The sequence below is a fragment of the Albimonas pacifica genome, from assembly GCF_900113695.1.
In the GTDB taxonomy this organism is placed as follows: Bacteria; Pseudomonadota; Alphaproteobacteria; order Rhodobacterales; family Rhodobacteraceae; genus Albimonas; species Albimonas pacifica.
The window spans coordinates 573,387-598,772 of record NZ_FOQH01000001.1; the positions used below are offsets into that span (position 1 = coordinate 573,387).

Annotated in this window: 23 protein-coding genes; 14 read left to right on the plus strand and 9 right to left on the minus strand. The window is 73.9% G+C overall.

What is annotated here, in order from left to right:
• The first annotated feature begins 2 nt into the window (after nt 1-2).
• The 5 genes from BM064_RS02305 to BM064_RS02325 all read left to right on the plus strand — a co-directional run bounded on the left by BM064_RS02305 (nt 3) and on the right by BM064_RS02325 (nt 4,902).
• On the plus strand, nt 3-908 hold the full coding sequence (locus tag BM064_RS02305) for a crotonase/enoyl-CoA hydratase family protein (protein WP_092857401.1): 906 nt from the start codon (nt 3-5) through the stop codon (nt 906-908).
• A gap of 81 nt (nt 909-989) precedes the next feature.
• The gene (locus BM064_RS02310; protein ID WP_092857403.1) at nt 990-1,769 is read left to right on the plus strand and encodes an enoyl-CoA hydratase-related protein; all 780 of its coding nucleotides are present in this window, start codon (nt 990-992) and stop codon (nt 1,767-1,769) included.
• Between the two features lie 67 nt (nt 1,770-1,836).
• On the plus strand, nt 1,837-2,994 hold the full coding sequence (locus tag BM064_RS02315; RefSeq protein WP_092857405.1) for an acetyl-CoA C-acetyltransferase: 1,158 nt from the start codon (nt 1,837-1,839) through the stop codon (nt 2,992-2,994).
• A 4-nt stretch (nt 2,995-2,998) separates the two neighbouring features.
• The gene (locus BM064_RS02320) at nt 2,999-3,778 is read left to right on the plus strand and encodes an SDR family NAD(P)-dependent oxidoreductase (protein ID WP_092857407.1); all 780 of its coding nucleotides are present in this window, start codon (nt 2,999-3,001) and stop codon (nt 3,776-3,778) included.
• A gap of 131 nt (nt 3,779-3,909) precedes the next feature.
• Entirely contained in the window at nt 3,910-4,902 is a 993-nt protein-coding gene (locus BM064_RS02325; protein WP_092857409.1) for an NAD(P)H-dependent flavin oxidoreductase, read from the plus strand.
• A 64-nt stretch (nt 4,903-4,966) separates the two neighbouring features.
• On the opposite strand, the gene BM064_RS02330 is transcribed toward BM064_RS02325, so the two are convergent.
• Nucleotides 4,967-6,724, minus strand: a complete 1,758-nt coding sequence (locus BM064_RS02330) for a flavin-containing monooxygenase (RefSeq protein ID WP_092857411.1) — start codon at nt 6,722-6,724, stop codon at nt 4,967-4,969.
• A 174-nt stretch (nt 6,725-6,898) separates the two neighbouring features.
• On the minus strand, nt 6,899-8,599 hold the full coding sequence (locus BM064_RS02335) for a putative bifunctional diguanylate cyclase/phosphodiesterase (RefSeq protein ID WP_177236118.1): 1,701 nt from the start codon (nt 8,597-8,599) through the stop codon (nt 6,899-6,901).
• Between the two features lie 215 nt (nt 8,600-8,814).
• On the opposite strand from BM064_RS02335, the gene BM064_RS02340 reads away from it, so the two are divergent.
• From BM064_RS02340 to BM064_RS02365, 6 genes are all read left to right on the plus strand, one after another.
• Nucleotides 8,815-10,116, plus strand: coding sequence for an extracellular solute-binding protein (locus tag BM064_RS02340; RefSeq protein WP_092857415.1), 1,302 nt, complete (start codon nt 8,815-8,817; stop codon nt 10,114-10,116).
• Nucleotides 10,117-10,202: 86 nt separating this feature from the next.
• On the plus strand, nt 10,203-11,084 hold the full coding sequence (locus BM064_RS02345; RefSeq protein ID WP_092857417.1) for an ABC transporter permease subunit: 882 nt from the start codon (nt 10,203-10,205) through the stop codon (nt 11,082-11,084).
• A gap of 10 nt (nt 11,085-11,094) precedes the next feature.
• Nucleotides 11,095-12,012 carry a sn-glycerol-3-phosphate ABC transporter permease UgpE gene (ugpE, locus tag BM064_RS02350; RefSeq protein ID WP_092857419.1) on the plus strand — a complete coding sequence of 306 codons (918 nt, stop codon included), beginning with the start codon at nt 11,095-11,097 and terminating at the stop codon, nt 12,010-12,012.
• Complete coding sequence (gene ugpC, locus BM064_RS02355) at nt 12,012-13,121, plus strand: sn-glycerol-3-phosphate ABC transporter ATP-binding protein UgpC (RefSeq protein WP_092857685.1); 1,110 nt, start codon at nt 12,012-12,014, stop codon at nt 13,119-13,121. Before ugpE ends, ugpC begins: the two co-directional genes overlap by 1 nt.
• Nucleotides 13,118-13,828 (plus strand): DUF1868 domain-containing protein, encoded by a 711-nt coding sequence (locus tag BM064_RS02360; RefSeq protein ID WP_092857421.1) that lies wholly within the window; start codon nt 13,118-13,120, stop codon nt 13,826-13,828. The genes ugpC and BM064_RS02360 overlap by 4 nt, the downstream gene beginning before the upstream one ends.
• Nucleotides 13,829-13,921: 93 nt before the next feature.
• Nucleotides 13,922-14,866, plus strand: coding sequence for a 1-phosphofructokinase family hexose kinase (locus BM064_RS02365; protein WP_092857423.1), 945 nt, complete (start codon nt 13,922-13,924; stop codon nt 14,864-14,866).
• Between the two features lie 37 nt (nt 14,867-14,903).
• Here BM064_RS02365 and BM064_RS02370 read toward each other — a convergent pair whose 3' ends face one another.
• Both BM064_RS02370 and BM064_RS02375 read right to left on the minus strand, forming a co-directional pair.
• Nucleotides 14,904-15,530 carry a hypothetical protein gene (locus BM064_RS02370; protein WP_092857425.1) on the minus strand — a complete coding sequence of 209 codons (627 nt, stop codon included), beginning with the start codon at nt 15,528-15,530 and terminating at the stop codon, nt 14,904-14,906.
• Nucleotides 15,531-15,692: 162 nt separating this feature from the next.
• Entirely contained in the window at nt 15,693-16,445 is a 753-nt protein-coding gene (locus BM064_RS02375) for a tyrosine-protein phosphatase (protein ID WP_092857427.1), read from the minus strand.
• A 283-nt stretch (nt 16,446-16,728) separates the two neighbouring features.
• On the opposite strand from BM064_RS02375, the gene BM064_RS02380 reads away from it, so the two are divergent.
• Genes BM064_RS02380 through BM064_RS02390 form a run of 3 tightly spaced genes read left to right on the plus strand, consistent with a single transcriptional unit; the run spans nt 16,729 to nt 18,698 of the window.
• Nucleotides 16,729-17,922: an adenylate/guanylate cyclase domain-containing protein gene (locus BM064_RS02380; protein WP_092857429.1), complete on the plus strand. Its 1,194-nt coding sequence runs from the start codon at nt 16,729-16,731 to the stop codon at nt 17,920-17,922.
• Complete coding sequence (locus tag BM064_RS02385) at nt 17,919-18,335, plus strand: ATP-binding protein (protein WP_092857431.1); 417 nt, start codon at nt 17,919-17,921, stop codon at nt 18,333-18,335. Before BM064_RS02380 ends, BM064_RS02385 begins: the two co-directional genes overlap by 4 nt.
• A 24-nt stretch (nt 18,336-18,359) precedes the next feature.
• A complete protein-coding gene (locus BM064_RS02390) occupies nt 18,360-18,698 on the plus strand; it encodes an STAS domain-containing protein (protein WP_092857433.1) in 339 nt (112 codons plus the stop codon).
• Nucleotides 18,699-18,900: 202 nt separating this feature from the next.
• On the opposite strand, the gene BM064_RS27320 is transcribed toward BM064_RS02390, so the two are convergent.
• The 5 genes from BM064_RS27320 to BM064_RS02410 all read right to left on the minus strand — a co-directional run bounded on the left by BM064_RS27320 (nt 18,901) and on the right by BM064_RS02410 (nt 24,800).
• Complete coding sequence (locus tag BM064_RS27320; protein WP_177236119.1) at nt 18,901-20,004, minus strand: alanine racemase; 1,104 nt, start codon at nt 20,002-20,004, stop codon at nt 18,901-18,903.
• A gap of 251 nt (nt 20,005-20,255) precedes the next feature.
• The gene (locus BM064_RS27325) at nt 20,256-20,996 is read right to left on the minus strand and encodes a hypothetical protein (RefSeq protein WP_177236120.1); all 741 of its coding nucleotides are present in this window, start codon (nt 20,994-20,996) and stop codon (nt 20,256-20,258) included.
• Nucleotides 20,997-21,079: 83 nt separating this feature from the next.
• Nucleotides 21,080-22,132 carry an ABC transporter substrate-binding protein gene (locus BM064_RS02400; RefSeq protein ID WP_092857437.1) on the minus strand — a complete coding sequence of 351 codons (1,053 nt, stop codon included), beginning with the start codon at nt 22,130-22,132 and terminating at the stop codon, nt 21,080-21,082.
• A gap of 3 nt (nt 22,133-22,135) precedes the next feature.
• Complete coding sequence (locus BM064_RS02405) at nt 22,136-24,148, minus strand: MFS transporter (protein ID WP_092857439.1); 2,013 nt, start codon at nt 24,146-24,148, stop codon at nt 22,136-22,138.
• Between the two features lie 10 nt (nt 24,149-24,158).
• A complete protein-coding gene (locus BM064_RS02410) occupies nt 24,159-24,800 on the minus strand; it encodes a hypothetical protein (RefSeq protein WP_092857441.1) in 642 nt (213 codons plus the stop codon).
• Nucleotides 24,801-25,386 lie beyond the last annotated feature (586 nt).

Sequence of the window (25,386 nt, forward strand, 5' to 3'; positions counted from 1 at the left end):
CCATGGTGGAGCGCAAGGACTACTCGACGATCTTCACGACCCTGGACGAGGGGATCTTCACGATCCACCTCAACCGTCCGGACAAGCTCAACGCCTTCACCCGCGACATGATGAACGAGATGATCGCGGCCTTCGACGTCTCGGACGCCGACGACCGCGTGCGCGTGGTCATCGTCACCGGCGAGGGGCGCGGCTTCTGCGCCGGCGCGGATCTCGAGCGCGGCAAGGGCGACGGCGCAAAGGTCTTCACCACCGGCGACTTCATCAAGAAGGGCCCGGACGGCAAGAACGACTACTCGGCCGAGGAGCTGCGCGACGGCGGCGGCCGCGTGACCCTGCGCATCTTCGACAGCCTCAAGCCCGTGATCGGCGCGATCAACGGTCCGGCCGTCGGCATCGGCGCCACCATGCAGCTGCCGATGGACGTGCGAATGGTCTCGACCAAGGCCCGCGTCGGCTTCGTCTTCCCCAAGCGCGGCATCGTCCCCGAGGCCTGCTCGTCGTGGTTCCTGCCGCGGGTCGTCGGCATCTCGCGAGCCGTCGAGTGGGTGACGACGGGGCGGATCTTCGACGCCGAGGAGGCGATCGCCACCGGCTTCGCCCGCTCGGTGCACGAGCCTGACGACCTGCTCCCCGCCGCCCGGGCGCTGGCCAGGGAGATGTCGGAGAACACCTCCCCCGTCGCCGTGGCGCTGGCGCGCAACATGATGTGGAAGATGCTGGGCGAGCCGCATCCGATGATGGCCCACCGCGTCGACAGCCGCGGCATCGCCAGCCGCGGGATGTCGGCCGACGTGAAGGAGGGCGTGCAGAGCTTCCTCGAGAAGCGCGCGCCGAACTTCCCGGACAAGGTCTCGACGGACATGCCCGACTACTTCCCGTTCTGGGAAACGCCCGAGTACCGCTGACCCGGCCCGCGCGGGGACCGCGCAATCGAGATGCGGCGCGGGCCCTCGCGGCCCGCGCGCCCTGACCGACCGGAGACTTCCATGTCCGACAAGCTGCTGGTGGAGAAGGACGGCGACGTCGCCGTCATCCGCCTCAACGATCCCAAGACGATGAACGCCATCACCTCGGACCTCGCGACCGAGCTGAAGGAGGCGATCGAGGCCGCCGGCCGGTCCTCGCGCGCGATCCTCCTGGCCTCGGGCGAGCGGGCGTTCTGCTCGGGCGCCAACCTCTCCGGCGGCACCGTGCAGCCGGGCGACCCGAACGCAGACGCGGGCGCCGCGCTGGAGAACCATTTCAACCCGCTGATGATGGCGATCCGCGACAGCGCCGTGCCCATCGTCTCGGCGGTGCGCGGGGCGGCGGCGGGCGTCGGCTCGTCGATCTCGCTGGCGGCCGACATGATCGTGGCCGGCAAGTCGGCCTATTTCATGCTCGCCTTCGCGCGCATCGGCCTGGTGCCCGACGGCGGCGCCACCTGGCTGCTGACCCGCGCCGCGGGCCGCGCGCGGGCCATGGAGATGATGCTGCTCGCCGAGAAGATCCCCGCCCAGCAGGCGATGGACTGGGGCCTGGTGAACCGGGTGGTCGAGGACGACCAGATCGACGCCACCGCCATGGAGCTCGCCCAGCGGCTGGCGAAGGGCCCGCAGCCCTCGCTGCGCCTGATCCGCAGGCAGGCCTGGCTCGCCGCCGACAGCTCCTTCGCCGAGGTGCTGCAGGCCGAGCGCGAGCACCAGCGCGACGCCGGCCGCTCGAAGGACTTCGCCGAGGGCGTCTCGGCGTTCCTCGAGAAGCGCGCCGCCAAGTTCGGCGGCTGACGCCGCCGGGGGAATATTCGGCGGCTGACGCCGCCATGACCGAACGACAAAGACTCAGGAGGACACCATGGCCGAAGCCTATATCTGCGCCGCCGTGCGCACCGCCGGGGGCCGCCGCGGCGGCAAGGTCGCCGACTGGCACCCCGTCGACCTCGCCGCTCATGCGCTGAACGCGGTCGTCGACCGCTCCGGCGTCGACCCCGCCGCCATCGAGGACGTCATCATGGGCTGCGTCGGCATGGTCGGCGAGCAGGGCCTGCACATCGGCCGCAACGCCGTGCTGGCCTCGAAGTTGCCCGAGCACGTGCCCGCCGTCTCCATCGACCGCCAGTGCGGCTCCTCCCAGCAGGCGATCCAGTTCGCCGCGCAGGCGGTCATGTCCGGCACGATGGACCTGGTGATCGCGGCGGGCGTCGAGTCGATGACCCGCGTGCCCATGGGCTCCTCCGGCCGCTTCACCCGCTCGTTCGAGCCGGGCTCGGCCAAGTCGCCGGGCCTCGACAAGAAGTATCCCGACATCGCCTTCACCCAGTTCGCGGGGGCCGAGATGATCGCGCAGAAGCACGGCTTCTCCCGCGAGCAGCTCGATGAGTTCTCCCTCGAGTCCCACCGCCGCGCGAAGGCCGCCATCGAGGCCGGCGCCTTCGACAAGGAGATCGTGCCCCTCGAGATCGAGGGCGGGATGCACACCCAGGACGAGGGCGTGCGCATGGACGCCTCGATGGAGGCGCTGGGCGGGCTGAAGACCCTGGTCGAGGGCGGCGTGATCACCGCCGGCAACGCCTCGCAGATCTGCGACGGCTCGTCGGGCGTGCTGGTCGCCTCGGCCGAGGCGGTCAAGCAGCACGGGCTGACGCCGCTGGCGCGGATCCACAACCTGACCGTGACCGCGGGCGATCCGGTGATCATGCTCGAGGAGCCGCTCTACGCCACCGACCGCGCCCTGAAGCGGGCGGGGATGAAGATCGACGACATCGACCTCTACGAGGTCAACGAGGCCTTCGCGCCGGTTCCCATGGCCTGGCTGAAGCATGTCGGCGCCGACCACGCGAAGCTGAACGTCAACGGCGGCGCCATCGCGCTGGGCCATCCGCTGGGCGCCTCGGGCACCAAGCTGATGGCGACCCTGGTCCACGCGCTGCACGCGCGCGGCAAGAAGTGGGGTCTGCAGACCATGTGCGAAGGCGGCGGCGTCGCCAATGTGACCATCATCGAGGCTGTGTAAGATCATGGATGTCAAAGGACTTTCCGCCGTCGTCACCGGCGGCGCATCGGGCCTGGGCGCCGCGACCGCCCGGCGGCTGGCCGCGGCCGGCGCCAAGGTCGCGCTGTTCGATCTTAACGCCGAGAAGGGCGAGGCGCTGGCCGAGGAGCTGGGCGGCGTCTTCGTCCAGGTCGACGTGACCTCGGACTCGTCGGTCGACGACGGCTTCGCCAAGGCCCGCTCGGCCATCGGGCAGGAGCGGATCCTGATCAACTGCGCCGGCATCGGCAACGCCATCAAGACCGTCGGCCGGGATCGGAAGACGGGTGAAATCAAGAAATTCCCGATCGACGCCTACAAGAAGATCATCGAGGTCAACCAGATCGGCACCTTCCGCTGCATCGTCGGCTCCGCCGCGGGCATGCTGGAGCTGGACAAGCTCGACTGCGGCGACCGCGGCGCGATGGTGATGACGGCCTCGGTGGCCGCCGAGGACGGGCAGATGGGCCAGGTCGCCTACTCCGCCTCCAAGGGCGCGATCGTGGCGATGACCCTGCCGATCGCGCGCGACTTCGCCTCGGAGGGGATCCGGATCAACACGATCCTGCCGGGCATCTTCAACACGCCGCTCCTGCAGGGCGCGCCCGACAACGTGAAGGCGGCGCTCTCGGCCTCGGTCCCCCATCCGCCGCGGCTGGGCGACCCGGACGAGTATGCCAAGCTCGCCATGTGCATGGTCGAGACCGGCTACTTCAACGCCGAGGACGTGCGCCTCGACGGCGCCATCCGCATGGCGCCGCGCTGATGCGACGTCAGGGGTTCCGCGCGCGCTTGACCTGCGCGTAACCTCCCGGGGAGGAGCACGGAAGGGCCGGGGGGGCACGCCCCCGGCCCGACCTGCAAAGGGCGCCCGGCAGAGGCGCGGAGGAGGACGACATGAAGACCCGTTTCACCGAGCTGTTCGGCGTCGAGCATCCCATCGCCCAGGGCGGCATGCAGTGGGTGGGCACGGCCGAGCTGGTCTCCGCCGTGGCCAACGCCGGCGGCCTGGGGTTCCTGACCGCGCTGACCCAGCCGACCCCCGAGGCGCTGGCCAAGGAAATCGCGCGCTGCCGGGAGATGACCGACAAGCCCTTCGGCGTGAACCTGACGATCCTGCCGACCCTGACGCCCCCGCCCTATGCGGAGTATCGCGACGCGATCATCCAGGGCGGCATCAAGGCGGTCGAGACCGCCGGCTACAAGCCCCAGGAGCATGTCGACGCCTTCAAGGCCGCAGGCGTGAAGGTGATCCACAAGTGCACCGCCGTCCGCCATGCGCTGTCCGCCGAGCGCATGGGCGTCGACGCGATCTCCATCGACGGCTTCGAATGCGCCGGCCACCCGGGCGAGGACGACATCCCCGGCCTGATCCTGATCCCGGCCGCGGCCGACAAGATCAAGATCCCGATGATCGCCTCGGGCGGCTTCGGCGACGGCCGCGGCCTGGTCGCGGCGCTCGCGCTGGGCGCCGAGGGCATCAACATGGGCACCCGCTTCTGCGCGACGAAGGAGGCGCCGATCCACGACGCCTTCAAGCAGGCGATGGTCGAGCAGGACGAGCGGTCCACCGACCTGATCTTCCGCAGCTACCGCAACACCGCGCGGGTGGCGAAGAACGAGATCAGCCAGGCCGTGGTCGAGGCCGAGAAGGCCGGCAAGCCCTTCGAGGAGGTCGCCCACCTGGTCAAGGGCGTGCGCGGGCGCGAGGGCCTGACCTCGGGCGACACCAACCACGGCGTGTGGTCGGCGGGCATGATCCAGGGCCTGATCCACGACGTGCCGACGGTCAAGGAGCTGATCGACCGGATCATGTCCGAGGCGCACGAGATCATCGCCTCGCGCCTCGCCCGCTTCGACGCCGGCGCCTCGGCCGTCGCCGCCGAGTAAGCGTGGGTCGACGGCTGTCGACGACGGGGGCCTCAGGGCCCCCGTTTTCGTCCCGGGCGCGCCCTCAGCCGGGCAGGGCGATCCCCTCCTCCTGCGCCTTGATCTGCAGGGCGAGATAGCGCGAGTAGATCCGGCACTGCGCGAGGCTGCCGGCGATGAACCACAGGCCGGGCTCCGGGGTGGGGACGAACATGTTGCGCAGTTCGAGACCGTCTCCGAACCCCCAGACGGGGCCCACGCGCGCGGCCACCGCCTCGCCGAAGAGGCGGGCGACCAGCGCCTCCTGTCCCTTGTAGCCGGTGGCCAGCACCACGAGGTCTAGCGGGAGCCGGCGGCCGTCGGCGAGGATCGCCGCGTCCGCCTCGAAGCCCGCGAGGTCCGAGGCCTGGACCAGCCCGATCTCGCCCTCCGCGATCAGGTCCGAGCAGCCGACGTTGAAATAATAGCCGCCGCCGCGGGCGAGGTACTTGAACTGCCAGCCGGTCCCGTCCTCGCCGAAGTCGAGCCGGAAGCCTTTCGCGCGCAGGCCGTCGAGGAGGGCTGCGTCCATCTCCTGCGCGCGGGCGGTATAGCCGCGGTGGGCGCGCCTGAGCAGCGGGACCGGCATCGAGACCGCGATCAGGTCGCAGATCTCGGTCGAGGGACCGTCGGAATAGAAGGCGTAGGGGAGCTGGGCGCTGGGCTCGATGTTGACGACCGAGGTGGGGCTGCGCTGGACCAGCGTCGCCTGCGCGCCCGAGGACCACAGGTCCTGCGCGATGTCGTGGCCGCTGTTGCCGGTTCCGATCACCAGGGCGCGCCGGCCGGAGAAATCCTCGCCGTCGCGGTAGTCGGAGGAATGCAGGACGCGGCCCCGGAAGCTCCCGAGGCCGGGGATCTCCGGGCGGTTGGGAATGCCGGAGACGCCGGTGGCGAGGATCACGTGGCGGGGGGAAAGGGTCCGTTCCGCGCCGCCCTCGCGGCGCAGGCGGACCTGCCAGGCGCCGGAGGGGGCGCGCTCGGCGCCCAGGAACTCGGTCCCGGTCCAGGCGTTGATCTCCATCGCCTCGGCGTAGGATTCGAGCCAGCCGGCGAGCTTGTCCTTGGCGATGTAGGTCGGCCAGGTGTCGGGAAAGGGCAGGTAGGGCAGGTGGTTGACCTGCACCTGGTTGTGCAGGGTCAGGGCGTGGTAGCGCCTGCGCCAGGTGTCGCCGACCCGGGCGTGCCGGTCGACGACCAGCGTGTCGACGCCGAGCGCCGTGAGGCGCGCGGCGATGGCGAGGCCGGCCTGGCCGGCGCCGACCACGAGGACGGCGGGGTCGCGGTCCTCGAACGCCTGCGCGGCGCGGCGGCGGTCGAGCCAGTTGGGGCCGCGGAAATCGCGCGACTCGGCCTGGCCGGCGGGGCGGCGGGGGCCGAGGCGCTCCTCGTGGCCCTTCAGCTCGTGCAGGGCGGTGAGCAGGGTCCAGGCGCGGGGCGGCTCGCCGGGGGCTGGCGCGACCAGGCGCAGGACGGCGCGGGCGCGGCCCGGGCGGGTCTCGAAGCGCAGGAAGGCCTCGAGGCAGGTCCGGTCGACCCGCTGCACCCGCGCCGGCGGCGGGGCGTCGGGGTCGAGGACGAAGCCGCCTGCGCCCGCGGCGGCGAGGGCGGGGGCGAGGGCCCCGGCGATCGCCTGCGGGCCGCAGAGCGTGCGCAGCCCGGGGCCGAGGGCCGCGGCGTCGCGCCAGAAGCTCTCGGAATGAAACAGGGGGGCGAGCGCGTCGCGGGCGCGCGCCGCCCGTTCGAGGCGGCCCAGCCAGGTCTCGACCAGAGCCGCGGGATCGCCGTCGGGGCCGTCCAGCATGTCGGTTGCGCCTCCCTCGCGCCGGGGGAGCGTACCCGCTGACCGGGGCGGATGGCGAGGGGCGCTTCGGGGGGACGTTTCGGGGGGACGGCGGGTCGGGCGCTCGCGCTGCGCGCGTCGCCCCGCCCGCCGTCCCCCGGGCCGCCCCGGGAGGGGGCGCCCGGGGGCGCGGTGTCAGGAGGCGCGCAGCGTCTGCGCGAGGGCGCGGGCCTCGGCCGCGATGCGGGCCAGGGTCTCGGCCTGGGGCGCGGGGCGGCCGAGCAGGAAGCCCTGGCCGAAGCCGCAGCCCAGCGCGCGCAGGCGCGCGAGCTGGTCCTCGGTCTCGATGCCCTCGGCGGTGGCCTCGACGCCCAGGCCGAGCGCGAGGCCGAGCACCGCGCGCAGGATCTCGTCGCCCTCCCCCCCGTCGCCGGCGCGGGCGATGAAGCCGCGGTCGATCTTGATGCCGTCGAAGCGCAGCCGGGTGATCTGGGCGAGGCTGGAATAGCCCGCCCCGAAGTCGTCGAGCGCCACGCGCACGCCGGCCTCGCGCAGGCCGTCGAGGATCATCGCCCCCATGTCGGGGTTGCGCATCACCGCGGTCTCGGTGACCTCGATCTGCAGGCGGGCGGGGGGCAGCCCCTCTTCGGCGAGCGTGTCGAGGATGCGCCGGGCGAGGCCCGGGTCGCCCAGCTGGGCCGGCGAGATGTTGAACGACAGGCGCAGCCCCTCCGGCCAGCGGGCGGCGTCGGCGCAGGCCTGGCGCAGGAGCTGCTCGGACAGGCGCATGATCTGGCCGGTCTGCTCGGCGAGCGCCACGAATTCGTCCGGCTGCGCGGCGGGGGCGCCGTCGGGGCCGGTCCAGCGGGCCAGCGCCTCGAACCCCGACAGGCGGCCGGAGGCGAGGTCGACGAGCGGCTGGTAGAGGAGCGAGATCGCCGGCCGCGGCGCGGGCCGCCCGTCGGGGGGCCTCGCCTCCTGCGCGGCCGGCTCGTCGAGCTCTTCGGCCAGGGCGCGGCGCAGGCCGGTCTCGAGCTCCGCGCGGCGGGCGAGGGCGTCGCCCATCTTGGGGCGGTAGGCGACCGCGCGGCCGCGCCCGCCGTCCTTGGCGGCGTAGAGGGCGGCGTCGGCCATGCCCAGCGCCTCGGCCAGGCTGCGGGTGTCCTCGGGCAGGCGGGCGACGCCGACCGAGGCGCCGACCCGCACCGCGATGCCGTCGAGGTCGATCGACTCCGACAGCGCCGCGCAGATCCGCTCGCCCAGCGCCAGCGGGTCCGGGGCGACCAGCCGGTCGACGATCACCACGAACTCGTCCCCGCCCAGGCGCGCGATCACCCCGCCGGGGACCGCGCGGCGCAGGCGCGCCGCGCTCTTGCGCAGAAGGGCGTCGCCGCCGGCGTGGCCGACGAGCGTGTTGACCTGCTTGAACCCGTCGAGGTCCAGCGCCAGCACCGCCCCCTGCTCGAGCGCGGGACCCTCGCCGCGCCGTTCGGCCCCCGTGCTCCAGGGCCGGCCGGGGCCGCGTCGGTCGGCGCCCGCGCGCCGCTCCGCCCCCTGGCGGGCGGTCATCTCGTCGATGAAGCGGCGGTTGAAGAGGCCGGTCAGCGGGTCGTGCTGGGCGAGCCAGGCGACCTCCGCCTCCGCCCGCTCCCGCCCGGCTTCGGTCCGGCGGAGCTGCAGGCCGCGGCGGGCCAGCGCCGCGGTGGCGAGCAGCCCCGCCACGGCCAGCGCCAGGATCAGCTCGTCGAGCTCCCAGTCCTCATGGGCGACCATCGTGGCGATGACCTCGTCCATTACGTCCAGAGCGGTGGCCGCGGCGTAGACCGCGGCCCAGCACAGCAGGAACATTCCTTCGGCGCTGCGCGCGAGCGTCAGCGCGCGCCCTGCGAGGCCCATGGCGCATCCTTTCCATCCCATCCCGGGAGACGGGTGATGCGCCGCGGCCCCCTAAGTCCGCGTTAATGCGGCGCGCGCCTCGCGGGCGCCCGTCGCTGCAATCAAACCGACATGAAACCGTGATCGGCGCGACATGCATCGCCGCTAGGCATCCCCCCGGTCCTCCCGCGGCCCCGACCGGGCGCGCGGGCTCCCGACGTGCAAGAGGGATTCGCATGCTCCGCAAGACGCTGCTCGCCGCCGGCGCGCTGGCCGCCTCGGCCGCCTCCGCCCAGGCCCAGACCGAGATCACCTGGTGGCACGCCATGGGCGGCGCCCTGGGCGAGACGGTCAACGAGATCTCGACCCGCTTCAACGACAGCCAGTCCGACTACAGGATCGTGCCGATCTACAAGGGCGGCTACGAAGAGACCCTGACCAACGTCATCGCCGCCTTCCGCGCCGGCGAGCAGCCCAACATCGTGCAGGTGTTCGATGCGGGCTCGGCCACGATCATCGGCGCCAAGGGCGCGGTGCTCCCCGCCGAGGACCTGCTCAACGAGGCCGGCGCCGGCTTCGACGTCACCGACTACATCGACGGCGTGCGCTACATGTACGCCGACGCCTCGGGCAAGATGATCGGCATGCCGTTCAACTCCTCGACGCCGATCCTCTACTACAACGAGGACGCGCTGAAGGCGGCGGGCGTCGAGGCCCCCAAGACCTGGGAGGAGTTCGAGGAGATTGCGCCGAAGCTGGTCGGGGCCGGCTACGTGCCGCTCGCCCAGAGCCACATGCCCTGGATCTTCGTCGAGAACTTCTTCTCGCGCCACAACCTGCCCTTCGCGACGCAGAACAACGGCTACGACTCCGCCCAGGACGTCGAGCTGCTGCTGTCCTCGACCCCTGAGCTGCAGCATCACTTCACCAAGCTCAAGGAGTGGCAGGACGCCGGCTTCTTCGGCTACTACGGCCCCGGCTGGAACGACAACCAGCAGCCGTTCGAGACCGGCGACGTGGCGATGTGGATCGGCTCCTCGGGCTCCTTCGGCGGGCTGCAGCAGTCGATGAAGCATCCCTTCGCCTCGACCTACCTGCCCTACTGGGGCTCGGTCGAGGGCGCCGGCGGGTCGACCTTCATCGGCGGCGCGGCGCTCTTCGCGCTGACCGGCCATGACGCGGCCGAGAACAAGGCCACCGCCGCGTTCTTCGAGTTCCTGACCTCGCCCGAGATCCAGTACATGTGGCACCGCGAGACCGGCTACGTGCCGATCACCACCGCCGCCTACGAGATGGCCAAGGCCGACGGCTATTACGACGAGAAGCCCTCGGCCGAGACCGGCATCCTGCAGCTGCTGCTGCCTTCGGCTGAGTGGACCAAGGGCTACCGCCTGGGCTTCTACCCGCAGGTGCGCGACGTCATCAACCGCGAGACTGGCAAGATCTTCTCCGGCGAGACCTCGGTCGAGGACGCGCTGAAGACGATCGACGAGGAAGGCGACCAGATCCTGGCCCGCTTCGCCAAGACCTCCGGCTGATCCCGGCCCCATCGTGGACGGGGGCGCCCGCGCGGCGTCCCCGTTCCCTTTCCGGCCCCCGCCCCCTGACTGTCCGCGAGCCCCCCATGAAGAAGGCCCTCTTCGGCCCCTCCCTGACGCCTTACCTGCTGCTTGCGCCGCAGATGGCGATCGTCGCGATCTTCTTCCTGTGGCCCTCGGCCGAGGCGGTGCGCTCGTCCTTCCATATCGAGGACCCGTTCTTCGGCACGGCGACCTTCGTGGGGACCGACAACTACGTCGACGCGGTGACCAGCTCGACCTACGGGCGGGCGGCGCGGTTCACGGCGCTGTTCACGGTGGTGGTGTCGGTGGTCTCGCTCGGGATCGCGCTGGCGCTGGCGGTCTCGGCCGACGCGGTGCTGCGGGGGCGGGCGACCTACAAGACCACGCTGATGTGGGTCTACGCCATCGCCCCCCCGGTGGCGGGGCTGATCGGCTCGATGCTCTTCGACCAGCACATCGGGCCGCTGAAGGAATTCGCCGCCCTGTTCGGCTGGGACATGCGGGTGGGCTTCGACTACGCCGACACGGCGATCGCGATGATGACGGTGGCCGCCTGGAAGCAGATCCCGGTCAACTTCATCTTCTTCCTGTCGGGCCTGCAGGGCATCCCCAACGCGCTGAAGGAGGCGGCGTCGATCGACTGCCGCTCGCCGGTCCGGCGCTTCTGGACGGTGGTGTTCCCGCTGCTGGCGCCGACCAGCTTCTTCCTGCTGATCATCAACATCACCTACGCGCTGTTCGAGACCTTCGGCGTGGTCGACGTGATGCTGAAGGGCGAGCCGGGCAACAACCCGGTGACGCTGGTCTACAAGGTCTTCCTCGACGGCTTCCGCGGGCAGGACCTGGGCGGCAGCTCGGCGCAGTCGGTGATCCTGATGGTCGCCGTGTTCCTCCTGACCGTGATCCAGTTCCGCCTGATCGAGCGGCGCGTCCACTACGCCTGAGGCCAGAGCCATGACCGTCTCCTCCGATCCGGCGCTCGCCGCCTCCTGGTCCCGCGCCACGGCCGCCGCGGGGGCCAACCGCCGCCGGCGCAACCTGCAGGTCTATCACCACGCGGTGCTGATCTTCGGGGTGGCGCTGATGATGGCCCCGCTGCTGGTGGCCTTCGCCTCCTCGACCTACGACCCCATCGTGATCCACTCCGAAGGGCTGCAGCTGGGCTATGGGGGCGAATTCGCCTCGACCTACGGCGCGGTGCTCTTCGACCGGGGCGGCTTCACCGGGGACATCACCGGCGTGCGGATGCTGTGGAACTCGGTGATCCTGGGGCTGGGCTTCGCGGTCGGAAAGATCGTGATCTCGATGCTGGCGGCCTACGCCATCGTCTACTTCCGCTTCCCCTTCGGCACGGTCGCCTTCTGGATCATCTTCTCGACCCTGCTGCTGCCGCTGGAGGTGCGCATCCTGCCCTCCTACGAGGTGGTGCAGTCGATGGGGATGCTGAACAGCTGGACCGGCCTGATCCTGCCGCTGATCGCGTCCGCCACCGCCACCTTCTACTTCCGCCAGTTCTTCAAGTCGGTGCCGGACGAGCTGCTGGAGGCCGCGCGCATCGACGGCGCGGGGCCGGTGCGCTTCTTCCTCGACATCCTGGTTCCGCTGTCGAAGACGATGATGGCGGCGATCTTCATCATCATGTTCGTCGTGGGCTGGAACCAGTATCTGTGGCCCGCGCTGATGACCACGGACGAGAGCCTGTTCACCATCGTCCGCGGCATCCGCCAGATCCTGCAGGTGTGGATCGGCGCCAACATCCCCGAGTACAACAAGGCCCTGGCCATGGCGATCCTGGCCATGGTCCCCCCCGCGCTGATCGTGCTGATCTTCCAGCGCGCCTTCGTGAAGGGCCTGGTGGAGACCGAGAAATGATGACCCTGCTCGAAGCCGCCGCCCGCCACGTGGAGGCGCCCGTGCACACCCCCTCCGACCGCGCCCTGACGCTCGAGATCGACGGCGTCGTCAAGCGCTACCCCAACGGGGCGCTGGCGGTGAAGGGCGTCGACATCCAGGTGGGGCAGGGGGAGCTGGTCGTGTTCGTCGGCCCCTCCGGCTGCGGCAAGTCCACCCTCCTGCGCATGGTCGCGGGGCTGGAGGCGGTCTCGGAGGGCGAGATCCGCATCGACGGGCGCCGCATGAACGAGGCCGACCCCGCCGACCGCGACATCGCCATGGTGTTCCAGAACTACGCGCTCTACCCGCACATGACGGTGAGGAAGAACCTCGCCTACGGGCTGCAGAACCGGAAGACCCCGAAGGACGTGATCGCGGCCAAGGTCGCCGAGGCGGCCGCGATGCTGCAGATCGAGGAGTTCCTCGACCGCAAGCCCTCCCAGCTCTCCGGCGGGCAGCGCCAGCGCGTCGCCATGGGCCGGGCCATCGTGCGCGACCCCAAGGTCTTCCTCTTCGACGAGCCGCTCTCGAACCTCGACGCCCGCCTGCGCAACCAGATGCGGCTGGAGATCCGGAAGCTGCAGCGCCGGCTGGGCGTCTCGGCGATCTACGTGACCCACGACCAGGTCGAGGCGATGACGCTCGCCGACCGCATCGTGGTGCTGAACGGCGGGCTGGTGGAGCAGGTGGGGACGCCCTCCGAGGTCTACGCCCGCCCCGCCACCACCTTCGTCGCCTCCTTCATCGGCGCGCCGGCGATGAACCTGCTCGACGCCGTGGTCGACGGCGGGAGGCTGCGCGTTGGGGAGGCCGCGATCCCCGCCCCCGCCGGCGCCCCGCAGGGCCCGGTCAAGGCCGGCCTGCGCGCGGAGAAGGCGCGCCTCGTCCCCGCGGGCCAGGGCCTGCCCTTTGCGCTGGAGGCGGTGGAGGAGCTCGGCGCCACCCGCCTCCTGCACGGTCTCGCCGCAGGCGCGCCGGTGGTGGTCGCCGCCGACGCCGCCCTGCCGCTGCCCGCGGGCCCGCTGTCGCTGACCGCGGATCCCGCCGACCTGCATCTCTTCGACGCCAGGCAGGGGGGTCGCCTGTGAGACTGACCGACGCGCTCGCCGCCCGCCAGGGCGAGGCCGCCCCGACCTATCTCGGTCTGCGCTTCGACGCACGGGGCGACGCGCTGCCCGACCCCGGCAGCACGATCGTCGCCCATGTGCGCGAGCCCGCGGCGAACGCGGCGCTCGCCACCGTGCGCGCGACGATGGAGGCGGCCGGCCTCGCCCGCTTCTGGGCCTGGCTGCCGCCCTCGTCCTTCCACATGACGATGTTCGACATGGTGCTCCACGGGCGGCGCGGCGCCGCCTGGCCGCGGCATCTGCCCCAGGACCTGCCGGGGCGCGAGGCGGACGCCGCCGTCGTCGAGGCGGTGCGCGGCTTCGCGCTCGACACCGACCCGGTGTTCCGGATGACGCCGCGCAGCCTCACCCTCTCGCCCTCGGGCATGGGGGTGACGCTGACCGGCGAGACGCCCGCCGAGGACGCCCGCCTGCGGGCGCTGCGCGACCGGCTGGCGGCGGCGACCGGCCTCGCCGAGCGGCCGGGCCACGCCGACTACCGCTTCCACATCACGCTCGCCTACCTGATCGACTGGCCGGCGCCCGAGGACGCGCGCGAGGCCGACGCGATGCTCTCGGAGGCCGAATCCGCGCTGCTCGCCGCGCTGCCGACCCTCCGCCTCGGCCCGCCGGAGGTCTGCCTCTTCGACGACATGACCGAGTTCCGGCCGCTCTTCACCCTGTCCTGAGGGCAGGGGGCGCGCTGCGGCGCCGCGGGGGGTTCAGGCGCGCGGCCCCGGTCCGCTAGGGTCCCGCCCGGCACCCAGGCAACCGGAGCGCGCATGTCCCGCATCCTCACCGTCACCCTGAATCCCGCGCTCGACCTGACAACGGGGGTCGCGCGGCTGGAGGAAGGCCGCAAGATGCGCTGCGAGCCGCCGCAGATGGATCCCGGCGGCGGCGGCGCCAACGTCTCGCGCGCGATCCGCAAGCTGGGCGGGGCGTCGGAGGCGTTCATCTGCACCGGCGCCCCCCTCGGCACGACCTACCGCGAGCGCTTCGCGGCCGAGGGCCTGGCCGCGATCTGGCACGACTGCGGCGTCCCCACCCGGCAGAGCATCGCCGTCCACGACCGCGCCACCGGCGGCCAGTACCGCTTCGTGTTCCCGGGCGAGCTCTGGGGGGAGCCGGTCTGGCAGGGCGCGCTCGACGCCCTGACCGCGGCCATGCGGCCGGGCGACCTGGTGGTCCTGTCCGGCTCCCAGCCCCCCGGCGTGCCCGAGGACTTTCCCCGCCGGCTCTGCGCCATGGCGGGGCGGGTCGGGGCGAAGGTGATCGTCGACACTTCCGGCCGCCCGCTGGAGGTCGCGGCCCAGCCCAACACCGGCGCCCACGTCCTGCGCATGGACCACTACGAGGGCATGGAGCTGATGGGCTGGACCGAGTTCGGCCCGCGCGAGGCCGAGACGCTGGCGCGCGAGCTCGTCGACCGCGGCGCCGCCGAGATCGCCATCGTGACCCTCGGCGGCGACGGCGCCTGGGCCGCCACGGCCGAGGAGGCCTGGCATTGCGCCCCGCCCGCGGTCGAGGTCCTGTCCTCCACCGGCGCCGGCGACAGTTTCGTCGCGGCGCTTTCCATCGGCCTCTCGGACGGGCGCCCGTTCGTCGAGGCGATCGCCTTCGCCGTCGCCGCGGCCGCAGACGCGGTGACCACGCCGGGCACCGACCTCTGCACGCTCGACGGCACGCTGGAGAAGCTCGCCCGGGTGACGCGGGCGCGGTTCTGACCGCGGCGTCGGAGGGCGGTCCGCCCGCCGGAGCGCGCTAGAAGGCCGCCACGCACTCGCGCAGATAGGCCCAGGCGGCCGAGGCGGCCCCCGGCGCCGCGTGCACCGCGCGCGAGCAGGCGTGGATGGCGCCCGCCTCGACCGAGTAGGGCGCGGGCGCCAGGCGATAGGTCCGCCCGGCGTGGGGATCGTCCAGCAGGTCCACGAAGAACACCCCCTCGCCGACCAGCGCGCCCTCGTTCTCGAAGTCGAGGAACCCGTCGGCCAGCAGCGCCTCGGCGGCCTCCGACACCGGCAGGCGCACCCGGGGCATGCTGTTGGCGGCCCGCGGCTGGCGGAGGGGGAGCGTGTAATGCGCCGCGCCGGCCGCCGTCTCGCGGTAGAAGGGATGCTCGCCGATCGAGCCGTCCTCGCATTCCGGCGTCTCCTGCAGGGCGACGTCGAGGTAGACGAAGCGGCCGACGTTCGCGTCGAGCGCCCGTTCCCAGCGCGACAGCACCGCCTCGCCGGGATCGCAGGGGCTGCCGGTCAGCGAGACCTCTGGCGCCAGCCGGTCGCTGAACGCCGCCTGCGCGAGGCCCAGCGCGGTCGCCATCGCCCCGACCAGCCCCATGAAGGACAGGAACGAGGATACGATCCGACCGATGGCGCTGGGCTGGCGCATTCGCCTCCTCCGACGTCGACCCGGGGCCGGTCTAGCACCGAACCGCCCCGGAAATCGACCGGCGAGCGCCGCCGCGGCCCCTCTGGCGCGGGCGGCGCCGCCGCCCGGATGCGCGAACCGCCGCCGGGGGGACTGGCGGCGGCGTTCGGGCGCGCGGGCGCCTCAGACGGTCTGCGGCTCCTCCAGCGCGTCGGCGATGAACAGCGCCACCTGGTCCTCGCCCCCCAGCGCCTCGGCCGCGAAGGCGGACATCGAGCCGTAGCGCTGCGCGACGGTGTCGAGCGCGGTCTGCAGGTAGTCCGCCTCCACCCGGCGCAGCGCCTCGCGCGCGAGCTCGGGGACGGCGGAGACGGTGGAGTTCGCCGGCGGCGCCCACAGGTCGTTGGTGGCGAGGTAGTCGGCCATCACCGCCTCCTCCGCCGCGCCCAGCGTGCCCAGGATCATCGCGCCGGCGAAGCCGGTGCGGTCCTTGCCCGCGGCGCAGTGCCAGACGATCGGGCGCCCGCCGCTCTCGTGCGCGAGGCGCAGCAGGTCTTGGAAGACATGCGCGCTCTCCTCGACGTAGTAGCGGTAGGTCTCGCGCATCGCCTCGCGCGCGCTCTCGCGGTCGAGCAGGCCCGCCTCGTGCAGCTCGCGCACGCGGTCGCCGGTCTTGGGCTCGATCGGCATCGCCACCCGGCGGTCCTTGATCGCGTCGGGCAGGACGTAGGCGTTCACGGTCGCCTCCTCGCGCCCGCGCAGGTCGACGATGGCGTAGGGGTCCAGCGCCTCCAGCGCCTCCATCCCCGCCGGGCCGAAGGTGCGCGGCGAGGCGCAGCGGTAGAAGCGCCGCTCGCGCACCCGCCGCCCGTCGGGCAGCGCCATCCCGCAGAAGGAGCGGAAGTTCGGGGCGTCAGGGTGCAGAAGCGTGGCCATGCGTGCGATCCTTTGCTCTTGCCTGCCGCGCGGCAGGGAGACTCCTTGTAGGCCGAAACCGGCCCTCGGCGTCCGGCGACCCGGGGTCGCGGCGTCTCTCGCCCGCAGACATCGCCCCGCGGGCCGCCCGGCGCAAGCCCGCGCGTCGTCGCCCCCATCCTGGCGCCCCGCCACGACGCTTTCGCGACGAGGCCCGCGCGACGCCCTCCCCGCTTGCGCGCCGGGGCGGGAGACCCCTAAGGTTCCCATCAGCTTGCACGAGGCGTTGGGAGGAGACCGGCCGGTGAGCGCCGAAGCCGTGATCCTGTGCGCCGCGCCCTACGCCGCCGATCCGGCGTGGCTCGATCCCGCCTGCGAATCCGTTCTGCGCGCGGAGATCGAGGCGGCGCTGCCGGCCTCGGCCCGCGTCGCCTACGCCTCTCCCGCCGCCGGCCCCGGGCTGCTCTTCGCCGAGGCCGCGCTCGCCCGCGGAGCGGAGCTGCACCTCTTCCTGCCCTGCGCGCCCGAGGATTTCGCCCGTTGGCACGTGGCCCCCGCCGGCCCCGCCCACCTCGCCCGCTTCGAGGCGGTGCGCGCCGCGGCCGCGCGGGTGGAGACCTCCGGAGAGGAGCGCCTGGCGGGCGACGAGATCCAGCTGCGCTTCAACAACCAGGTGCTGCAGGGCCTCGCGCGGCTGCATGCCGACAGCCTCGGCGCCGCCGCGCGCCTGCTGGTGTGCTGGAGCCCGATGGCCCCGCCCGAGCCCGGCTCGCCCGCCGACTTCATGGACCAGTGGCCCGAGATCGAGCGCCTGTCGCTGATCGACCTCGACGAGCCGCGGGGCGAGGGGGCGGCCCCCCTCTCGGACATCGCCCCGGGCCTCGGCGCGCTGTCCTTCGGGGCTAGCCCGCTGGTGGTGCGCGCGATCTTCTTCGCCGACCTCGCCACATACTCGACGCTGCGCGACGAGCAGGTGCCGCTGCTGTGGGATTTCCTCGCCGAGGTGCAGGCCCGGATCGAGACGCGCGCGACCGCGCCGATCCTGATCAACACCTGGGGCGACGCGGTGCATGCGGCGGCCGAGACCGCCACCGACCTCGCCGGCTACGCCGCCGAGCTGACCGCGGGGGTGGCGGAGCTCGAGCTCGACCGCTTCGGCCTCGAGGCGCGTCCGCGCTTCCGCGTGGCGCTCCATGCGGGGCCGGTCTACGTCGGCCTGCACCCGCTGACCGGGCGCTCGATGATCTTCGGGCACCACGTGAACCGGGCGGCGCGGATCGAGGGGGTGGCCGCGCCCGGCGAGATCTACGCCTCCCAGCATTTCGTGGCCCTGCTGCGCGCCGAATCCGACGCCCGCCAGCACGAGGCCCGGCTGACCGGCCAGCCCTGGGCGCCGGCCTTCGCGGTGACCTACCTGGGCGAGAAGGACCTGCCCAAGAACTTCGGGCGGGAGACGGTCTACCGCGTCGAGCCGCTGGACGGGAGGGCCTGCGCATGACCGCCCTCTCCCTGACGCTGGTCAACGATCTCGCCGAGGTCGGCCGCCTCGCCGAGGCGGTCGAGGCCTTCTGCGAGGCGAACGAGCTGCCGATGGGCGCGGCCCACGCGCTGGCCCTGTCGCTGGACGAGCTTTTGACCAATACGATCAGCTACGGCTATGAGGACGGCGCGACGGGGCGGATCGAGGTCTCGATCACGCTCGCGGGCGGCGCGGCGACGGCGGTGGTGCGCGACGACGCCCGCCCCTTCGACCCGACCGGGGCGGCGGCGCCCGACCTCGACGCCGCGCTGGACGACCGCGCGGTGGGGGGCCTGGGCATCCACCTGGTGCAGTCGATGATGGACGAGGTCGGCTACGTCCGCCGCGACGGGGTCAACGAGGTGACCCTGGTCAAGCGGCTGGACGGCTGACGAAGGCAAGAGGGGAGAGCGACCGTGGAGATCGAGACGGAGACGCAGGCCGGCGTGGTGGTGCTGCGCCCGAAGGGCCGGGTGGACAGCAACTCCGCGCGCGAGCTGGAGGAGGCGCTGCTGCCCCGCTTCGACGCCCCGGCGCCGGTGCTGGTGGACTTCTCGGCGCTCTCCTACATCTCGTCGGCGGGCCTGCGGGTGCTGCTGCTCGCCGCCCGCCGCTCGAAGGCCACGGGCACGGCGCTGGGCCTGAGCGGGATGAGCGAGCCGGTGGCCGAGGTCTTCGCGATCAGCGGCTTCGCCAAGCTGTTCCGGATCTGGCCCGACGCCGAGGCGGCCCTCGCGGAACTCGCCGCCGGCTGACGCCGCCGCTCGCCCCGCGCGAGCCCCGCGCGGCGCCCGTGGTTTCGGCGCCGCCCTTGGCCCGGAGCCGGCCAAGCCCGCCCGCAGGGCGCCTCCGTCCCGGGGCGCGGGTCCCGGGTCCGGAGGCGCCCTGCGGGCGGGCCTGGGCCCGAGGGCCGGCGGTCCGCCCGGAGGCCCGTCCGTGGGCCTCGCGGCGGGGGCGTCAGGCGCCGAGATATTCCTTGCGCACCGCCGCGCCGACCTGGGTGAGCAGCACGTTGGGGGCGCAGGCCATGGCCTCGGCCACCGGCTCCACCGGGGCGGCGGCGTCGAGCAGGACCGCGCGGGCGCCGGGGCGGGCCGCGGCCTCGGGCAGGTCGGTGACGTCGAGCATCGTGAGGTTCATCGCCACCCCGCCCACCACCGCAACCCTGCGCCCCTGCACATGGGGCCGCCCCGCCTCGGCGTAGACCTGGGGCAGGCCGTCGGCGTAGCCCGCCGCGATCGTGGCGATCCGCGAGGGGCGCGAGAGCTCTCCGGCCCCGCGATAGCCCAGCCGCCGGCCGGCGGGATGCGCGGCGACCGCGATCACCGGCGCCTCGAGCGAATAGCAGGGCCTGAGCCCGGGCTGGCGGACCACCGAGGTCTGGGTTCCGAACAGCGCGCTGCCCACCCGCGCCAGGCCCTGGCGCCACTCCGGCCCCAGGAACAGGCCGGAGGAGGCCGAGAGGCTCAGGACCGCGCGCGGCAGCCCGCAGGCCAGCCGCTCCAGCAGCGCGAGCTGGGCGGCGTTGCCGGGATCGTCGGGCAGGTTGTAGGCGGCCAGATGCGAGACCAGCGCCGCCAGCTCCAGCCCCGCCAGCCGCTCGGGCTCGGCGGCGAGCCGCGCCGCCTCCGCCTCCGACAGGCCCAGCCGGCCGAGCCCGGTGTCGAGCTGCAGCGCCGCCCGCATCGGCCGGCCGGCGGCCGCGGCCCAGCGCGCGCAGGCCTCGACCTCGGCGAGCGACACCAGCGCGGGGATCGCGCCGAGGGCGGCGAAGGCCGCGGGCGTCGCGTCGGCGAGCCCCATCAGGCAGAACGCCTGCGCGCCCGGCGCCACGGCCAGCAGGCGCTGGGCCTCGTCGAGGTCGTTGACCCAGAACGCGGCGCAGCCCGCCTCGGCCAGCGCCCGGGCGACGGGCGCGAGGCCTAGGCCGTAGGCGTCGGCCTTCAGCACCGCCGACAGCCGCCCCGGCGCGCCCAGCCGGCAGGCCTGCGCCCAGTTCGCCCGGATCGCGTCGAGGTCCACCCGCAGCACCGGCGCCGTCGCCGCGCGGGACGCCGCCATGGCGGGCGCGCGGCCGTCCCGCCCGCTCCCCGCGGCTCCCGGCGGCCCCGACGCCCCGGCCGCCGTCCGGTCGTCCGTCGCGGCCCCGCGCGCAGGCGCGGGCTCGGGCGCCCGGACGACGGTCGGCTCGGTCTCCGCCCCGCCGCCCGTGCGGCGCGGCGCCGGCGCGTCGGCGGGTGCGGCCGGTCCGCGCCCGCCCGTGGGCGGGACCGCAGCGGGGGCGCCCGCGGGCGCGGAGGGGCGGGGCGCGGTCATGGGCGGGCGTACCAGAGGTCCCGGCCCCCGTCCGCGCGCCGTCGCCAGCGCAGGCCGAGCCGCCCCTCGGCGAGGGCGGCGTGCTGGGCGGGCGCGTCCTCGGCGGCGAGCCAGAGGCCGGCGGCGGGGTCGGGCGGCGGCGTCTCGGCCGCCTCGACCGCCGGCAGGGCCGAGCGGCGCCACATGAAATAGCGCAGGTGGCCGCCGTATTTCTCGTGCAGGGCGCGCACCGCGAAGCCGCCGGCCATCAGGTTGGTCCAGCTCCGCGGATTGCCCGGCGCGGCGGTGGCGTAGAGATGCGCGATCTCCAGCCGCCGGGCCTCGGCCACGCGCCAGTCGATGAACAGGTCGTGCAGCCCCGCCCCCCATTCCGCCGGCAGCACCCCGGCGCCGGCGAGCTTGGCGAGGCCCTCGCCCGCGGGAATGCCCAGCCAGGGCCGCGCGTCCTCGGACGGGGGCAGATGCACCTGCAGGACGCCGTAGCCGATCAGCGCCTCGCCGCGGAAGGCGCCCAGCAGGCGGCCCTCGCCGGCCAGCAGCCGCTCGAAGAAGCCGCGGTCCTCGGGCTTGACCAGCCGGGGGTCGCCCACCGCGGCCATGGCGGCGAGATGCACGGCGTAGACCCGCTCGAGATCTCCCGGCGCCAGCACCGCGAGGCGCACCTCCCCCGGGGGCGCGGCCGAAGGCCCGCCCGCGGCGGGGTCGCCGGACCTGGTGTCGTCGCCGGGCGCGGTCATCGCGCGGTCTCCCCCAATGCGCGGCCCCCGCCCCGTGGCGCGGCCGCTCCCCAATGCCCCGCACCGCCGGCGCCGCCGGCCCCTCAGCCGGTCAGCACCTCGGCGTAGTTCAACATCTCGATCGGCGGGTAGAGGTCGAGCTTCTCCGCCACCGGCAGGTTGATGATCAGCGAGAAGCGCTTGAGCGTCTCGATCGGGATCGATCCCGGATCCTCGCCGTCGCGCAGCACCCGCGCCGCCTTCGAGGCCGCGAGCTGGCCGACCGAGTAGTAGCGCGAGATCAGCCCCACCAGCGCCCCGCCGCTGCGGATCGCGAGCTCCGCCGCCCCGAAGGTCGGCAGCCGCTGCTCCAGCGCCGCCGGGACCACCCGGTCGTACTGCGTGCCGAGGAAGGTGTCGGGCAGCAGGTAGAGCCAGTTGGCGCCCGCCGACTTGATCTCGGCGATCAGCTCCTCGATCCCGTCGGCGGTGGGGCGGGCGTCGCCGTCGATGCGGAACTGCCGCTCGACCAGCGCGAAGCCCATGCTCTCGCGCAGGGTGCGCAGCTCGTCGACGATGGCGACCGAGTTCTCCTCGGAGGCGGTGTAGAGCACGCCTAGGCTCTCGATCGGGCGGTAGGAGTGCATGGCGCGGAGCTGCGTCTCGGGCGGCACGATGTGCACGGCGCCGGTGACGTTGCGCGCCGGCGTCTCGACGTCGGCCACAAGGCCCGATTTCTCGGGCGCGGAGACGAGGGCGAAGACCACCGGGATGTCGTGGATATGGGCGGCGGGGTCGGGGTCGTCGTGGCGCCCGGCGATGCCGAGCGTCACCGACGTGCCCCAGGTGACCACCAGGTCAGGCTTCTCGGCGCGGATCTCCTCGACGAAGCCGGGCAGCTTGCCGGGGTCGCGGTCGGCGTCGCGCTCGATGAACTCGGCCGCGATGCCGTTGGCGGCGAGGTAGTCGTCGAAGCCGTCCTCGACCTCGGTGCGGCCGCGGTAGGTGACGCGGTAGATGCGGAACGGCCGGGCCTGGGGCAGGGCGGGGCCCGCGGCGCCGGCGGCGATCAGCCCCGCCGCGCCGCCCAGAAAGGCCCGCCGGCCGAGCGGCGGCGCGCGGCCGGCGGCCGGGGCGGTGGTCCTGCGGTCCTGCATCGCTCAGCCCTCCACGCCTTCGACGTCCAGGTCGGCCGGGCGCAGCGCGGCTGCGGCGAGCCCGAAGACGACGGCGCAGGTCATCACCGCGCCGCCCACGATCATCGCCGCATCGGCGAAGCCGTAAAGCCCCAGCAGCGCCCCCGCGACCGGGGGCCCCAGGGCGTTGCCGGTGCGCTCCACCAGCCGGAAGATGCCGTAGACCGAGGCCTCGGTCACCTCTGCGGCATGGCGGCGCCCGTAGTCCCCCACCAGCCCCGAGAGCGCGGCGATCGACAGCGCCTGGCCCAGCCCCAGGCCCAGCAGCATCAGCGCGATGCGCGCCGGATCGTCCGCGCCTCCGGCCGAGAGGGCGAAGGCCGAGGCGCCGGCGAGCAGCCCGCCGACCGCCACGAAGCCCGCCCGCGCCCGCCAGCGGTCGGCGAGCCGGGCGCAGGCCGGGACCAGCAGCACCATCACGATGGGGTAGATCATCAGCATCCGCCCGGTGGCGGCCTGGGTGGCGCCCAGCGCCTCCATCTGCAGGGGGACGAGGAAGAAGCAGAAGGCGACCAGGATGATCTTGGCCGGCATCGCGCACAGGAAGAACAGCGCGGCGAGCGAGGGCGAGGCGATCACCCGCCCGAATTCCCGCCAGCGGATCGCGGGGCCGGCGGCGCGCACCGGGCCCGCGTCGGGCATCACCAGCCAGGCGAGCAGCAGCGACAGCCCGGCGAAGAGCCCGGCGACGAGGAACGTGCCCTCGACCCCCACCCGGTCGGTGAGGATGCCGCCGATGGGCGGGCCGCAGACCCCCGCCACCAGAATCGCCGAGATGAACACGGCCATGCCGGAGGAGCGCTGCGCGGGCTCGGTCGAATCGATCACGTAGCCCTGGGCGCCCACGAAGACCATCGCGAAGCCGAAGCCGGTCAGCGCGCGCAGGGCCGCGAAGGGCACGAGCCCGTCGGCGAAGGCCGAGGCCGCGTAGCCCACCAGCCCGATCGCCCCGCCGAGGGCCAGCGCCCGGCGCCGGCCCAGCCGCTCGGTCACCCCGCCCAGCAGGGGCTGGCAGGCGGCGACCACGGCGAGGAAGGCCATCATCGGCAGGGCCGCGACGAAGGCGGGGTCGAGGCCCGCCAGCGCGCCCTCGCCCTGGGCCGCCTGCGCCAGCGCGCGGACATGGCCGGGCAGGAACGGGCGGGTCAGCTCCTCGGCCAGCATGAAGACGAAGAGGGGCGCGCGCACCGCCATCACCCGGCCGGCGCCCGCGGTTCCCAGCATCTGGCCCAGGCCGAAGCGGTCCTGCAGCATCTCCAGCGCCTGGCGTGCGGCGCGGTCGCCGCTCTCCATCGCGCGGTCGCGGATCTGGGCGTAGGCGGCGTGGACCTTCTCGATCCGGCCGTCGAGGGCGCGGGCCAGCGCCCCGAACTCGCCCCGCGCCTCCACCGGCTGGTGGCTGCGCAGGTCCCCGCGCTGGATGTTGTGCAGCCGCCGCTCGACGCCTTCGATGGCGGCGTAGAGCCCGTCGCCGAGGCCCACGTAGATCAGCTCCAGCGCCACCACCGCGGTGACGAACATGACGATGGCGAGGTCGATCCACAGGTTCGCCACCACGTCGCGGGCGAAGGCGGGATCGAGCCCGACCGAGATCGCGAGCGGCGGCGCGCCCTCCGCCCGCGGCACGGCGCGCGAGACGACGCCCGAGGTCTGCGTGCGCTCCCCGTCCGGGGCGTAGACGATCTGGATCGGCGCGCCGTCGGGACCCTCGAGCGCGATCCAGGCGACGTCGTCGTTCTCGGCCACCAGCCGCGCGAAATGCGCGTCGAGCCCGTGCAGCCGGTCGGGCGGGATGCCGAGCGCCAGCGCCTTGCCGATCAGGGCGGCGGAACTGTCGGCGAGCGTGGCGGCCTTGCGCTCGATCTCGGGGCCCAGCACGGCGTCGGCGCGGCGGACCGTCTCGAAGGAGATCGACAGCAGCGCCGCCAGCAGCGCGGCGAGCAGGGCGGCGGAGAGGCGGACGCGGAGGCTTCTCATCGGGGCGTCCTCACCGGCGGGCCGAGGGCCGGAAGCCGGCCATCTCGTTCTCGGCCTGGGCGATCATGTCGGCGTGCTCGGCGGCCGAGGCGCGCCGGGCGCGGGCGCGCAGGCGGCTGAGCAGGGCCAGCGCCAGCAGGCAGCCGGCCGCGACCGCGGCGAGGCCGGCGGGAACCGCGCCCAGCAGCACGTCGCGGCGCAGGCCCGCGACGGTCGCGTCCATCGTGGCGCCGTCGAGGCGCACCAGAACCTCGCCGACCGGGGCGCCGAGCGCGCCGATCACGGGCTCGGACTGGCGGAAGGCGGGGTCCTCGCCGGCGGGGGTCTCCAGCGCGCCGATCCGGGCGGGAGCGGAGGAGAACAGGATGCGCCCCTCGGGGCCGGCGACGTCGATGGTCAGGATCAGCGGGTCGGTGGCGGCCTGGCGGGCGAGGAGCTCGCCCAGCGTGCGCTGCTCGGCGAGGCGGATGCCGAAGCCCTGGGCGGCGGAGGCGTCGGCGGCGATGTCGCCGGCGATCATCGCGGCGCGGGAGCGGACGAGGTCGAGGTAGGCGGTGCGCACGCCGGAGAAGTTGAGATAGGCCGCGAGCGCCATGGCGAAGCCGATGATGGCGGCGAAGACGGGAAGGGTGCGGGCTGCGAGCCGAATCATCCGTGAACCGCCGGGAGGTCGGAGTTGCGAAAGGCGCCTGAAGGGCTTGTGAAAACTACCACGCCCCAATCGCAGCGCACAGGCCCGCCCGCCGCGGCTCCGGGACGCCTGCGCCTCTTCCGACGCCCCGCGGCGCCGCCGGCCGACGCGGGCGCCGCGTCGACGGCGTCCCCGGCCGCGCCGTCCCGCCCGCGGCGCGGCCCGGCGCGGCGCCCGGCCGCCGCCGCCGCCCGGGGCCGGCCGGGCGGGGACGCCCCGCGCTGGGCGACGGCGGCCGGAGGCGCGATGCGGGCGTGACCGCCCGCGCGCCGCGGCCGGCGTGGCGCGGGCGGGAGCCGAGCGCCCGCGGCGCGGCTGCGGGCGCGTCGCCGCTCCGGGCCTCCGGCCGGGCGCCCCGGCGCCGCGGCCCGCGCTCCGCCCGCCGTCCGGCGCCGGGCGCGTCGCCTGTCGCGCGCTTCGCCCCGGGCGGCGCTCGCCCCCCGCGCCGTCGCCGGGGCGCGCCGCGGGCGAGGCGCCGGCCCCGGGCGCGCGGGTCGACGCGGCGCCTGCGCCGGCGCCGCCCGCGCGGCATTGGCGGGTGACAGGC

Coding starts and splice junctions, on each gene's coding strand:
- BM064_RS02330 (WP_092857411.1), bottom strand. CDS start 6,724: ATGCTGGACGGCCCCGACGGCGATCCCGCGGCTCTGGTCGAGACCTGG.
- BM064_RS02385 (WP_092857431.1), top strand. CDS start 17,919: ATGACCGCCCTCTCCCTGACGCTGGTCAACGATCTCGCCGAGGTCGGC.
- BM064_RS27320 (WP_177236119.1), bottom strand. CDS start 20,004: ATGGCGGCGTCCCGCGCGGCGACGGCGCCGGTGCTGCGGGTGGACCTC.
- BM064_RS02310 (WP_092857403.1), top strand. CDS start 990: ATGTCCGACAAGCTGCTGGTGGAGAAGGACGGCGACGTCGCCGTCATC.
- BM064_RS02315 (WP_092857405.1), top strand. CDS start 1,837: ATGGCCGAAGCCTATATCTGCGCCGCCGTGCGCACCGCCGGGGGCCGC.
- BM064_RS02325 (WP_092857409.1), top strand. CDS start 3,910: ATGAAGACCCGTTTCACCGAGCTGTTCGGCGTCGAGCATCCCATCGCC.
- ugpE (WP_092857419.1), top strand. CDS start 11,095: ATGACCGTCTCCTCCGATCCGGCGCTCGCCGCCTCCTGGTCCCGCGCC.
- BM064_RS02410 (WP_092857441.1), bottom strand. CDS start 24,800: ATGATTCGGCTCGCAGCCCGCACCCTTCCCGTCTTCGCCGCCATCATC.
- BM064_RS02345 (WP_092857417.1), top strand. CDS start 10,203: ATGAAGAAGGCCCTCTTCGGCCCCTCCCTGACGCCTTACCTGCTGCTT.
- ugpC (WP_092857685.1), top strand. CDS start 12,012: ATGACCCTGCTCGAAGCCGCCGCCCGCCACGTGGAGGCGCCCGTGCAC.
- BM064_RS27325 (WP_177236120.1), bottom strand. CDS start 20,996: ATGACCGCGCCCGGCGACGACACCAGGTCCGGCGACCCCGCCGCGGGC.
- BM064_RS02400 (WP_092857437.1), bottom strand. CDS start 22,132: ATGCAGGACCGCAGGACCACCGCCCCGGCCGCCGGCCGCGCGCCGCCG.
- BM064_RS02335 (WP_177236118.1), bottom strand. CDS start 8,599: ATGGGCCTCGCAGGGCGCGCGCTGACGCTCGCGCGCAGCGCCGAAGGA.
- BM064_RS02305 (WP_092857401.1), top strand. CDS start 3: ATGGTGGAGCGCAAGGACTACTCGACGATCTTCACGACCCTGGACGAG.
- BM064_RS02375 (WP_092857427.1), bottom strand. CDS start 16,445: ATGGCCACGCTTCTGCACCCTGACGCCCCGAACTTCCGCTCCTTCTGC.
- BM064_RS02340 (WP_092857415.1), top strand. CDS start 8,815: ATGCTCCGCAAGACGCTGCTCGCCGCCGGCGCGCTGGCCGCCTCGGCC.
- BM064_RS02370 (WP_092857425.1), bottom strand. CDS start 15,530: ATGCGCCAGCCCAGCGCCATCGGTCGGATCGTATCCTCGTTCCTGTCC.
- BM064_RS02320 (WP_092857407.1), top strand. CDS start 2,999: ATGGATGTCAAAGGACTTTCCGCCGTCGTCACCGGCGGCGCATCGGGC.
- BM064_RS02405 (WP_092857439.1), bottom strand. CDS start 24,148: ATGAGAAGCCTCCGCGTCCGCCTCTCCGCCGCCCTGCTCGCCGCGCTG.
- BM064_RS02365 (WP_092857423.1), top strand. CDS start 13,922: ATGTCCCGCATCCTCACCGTCACCCTGAATCCCGCGCTCGACCTGACA.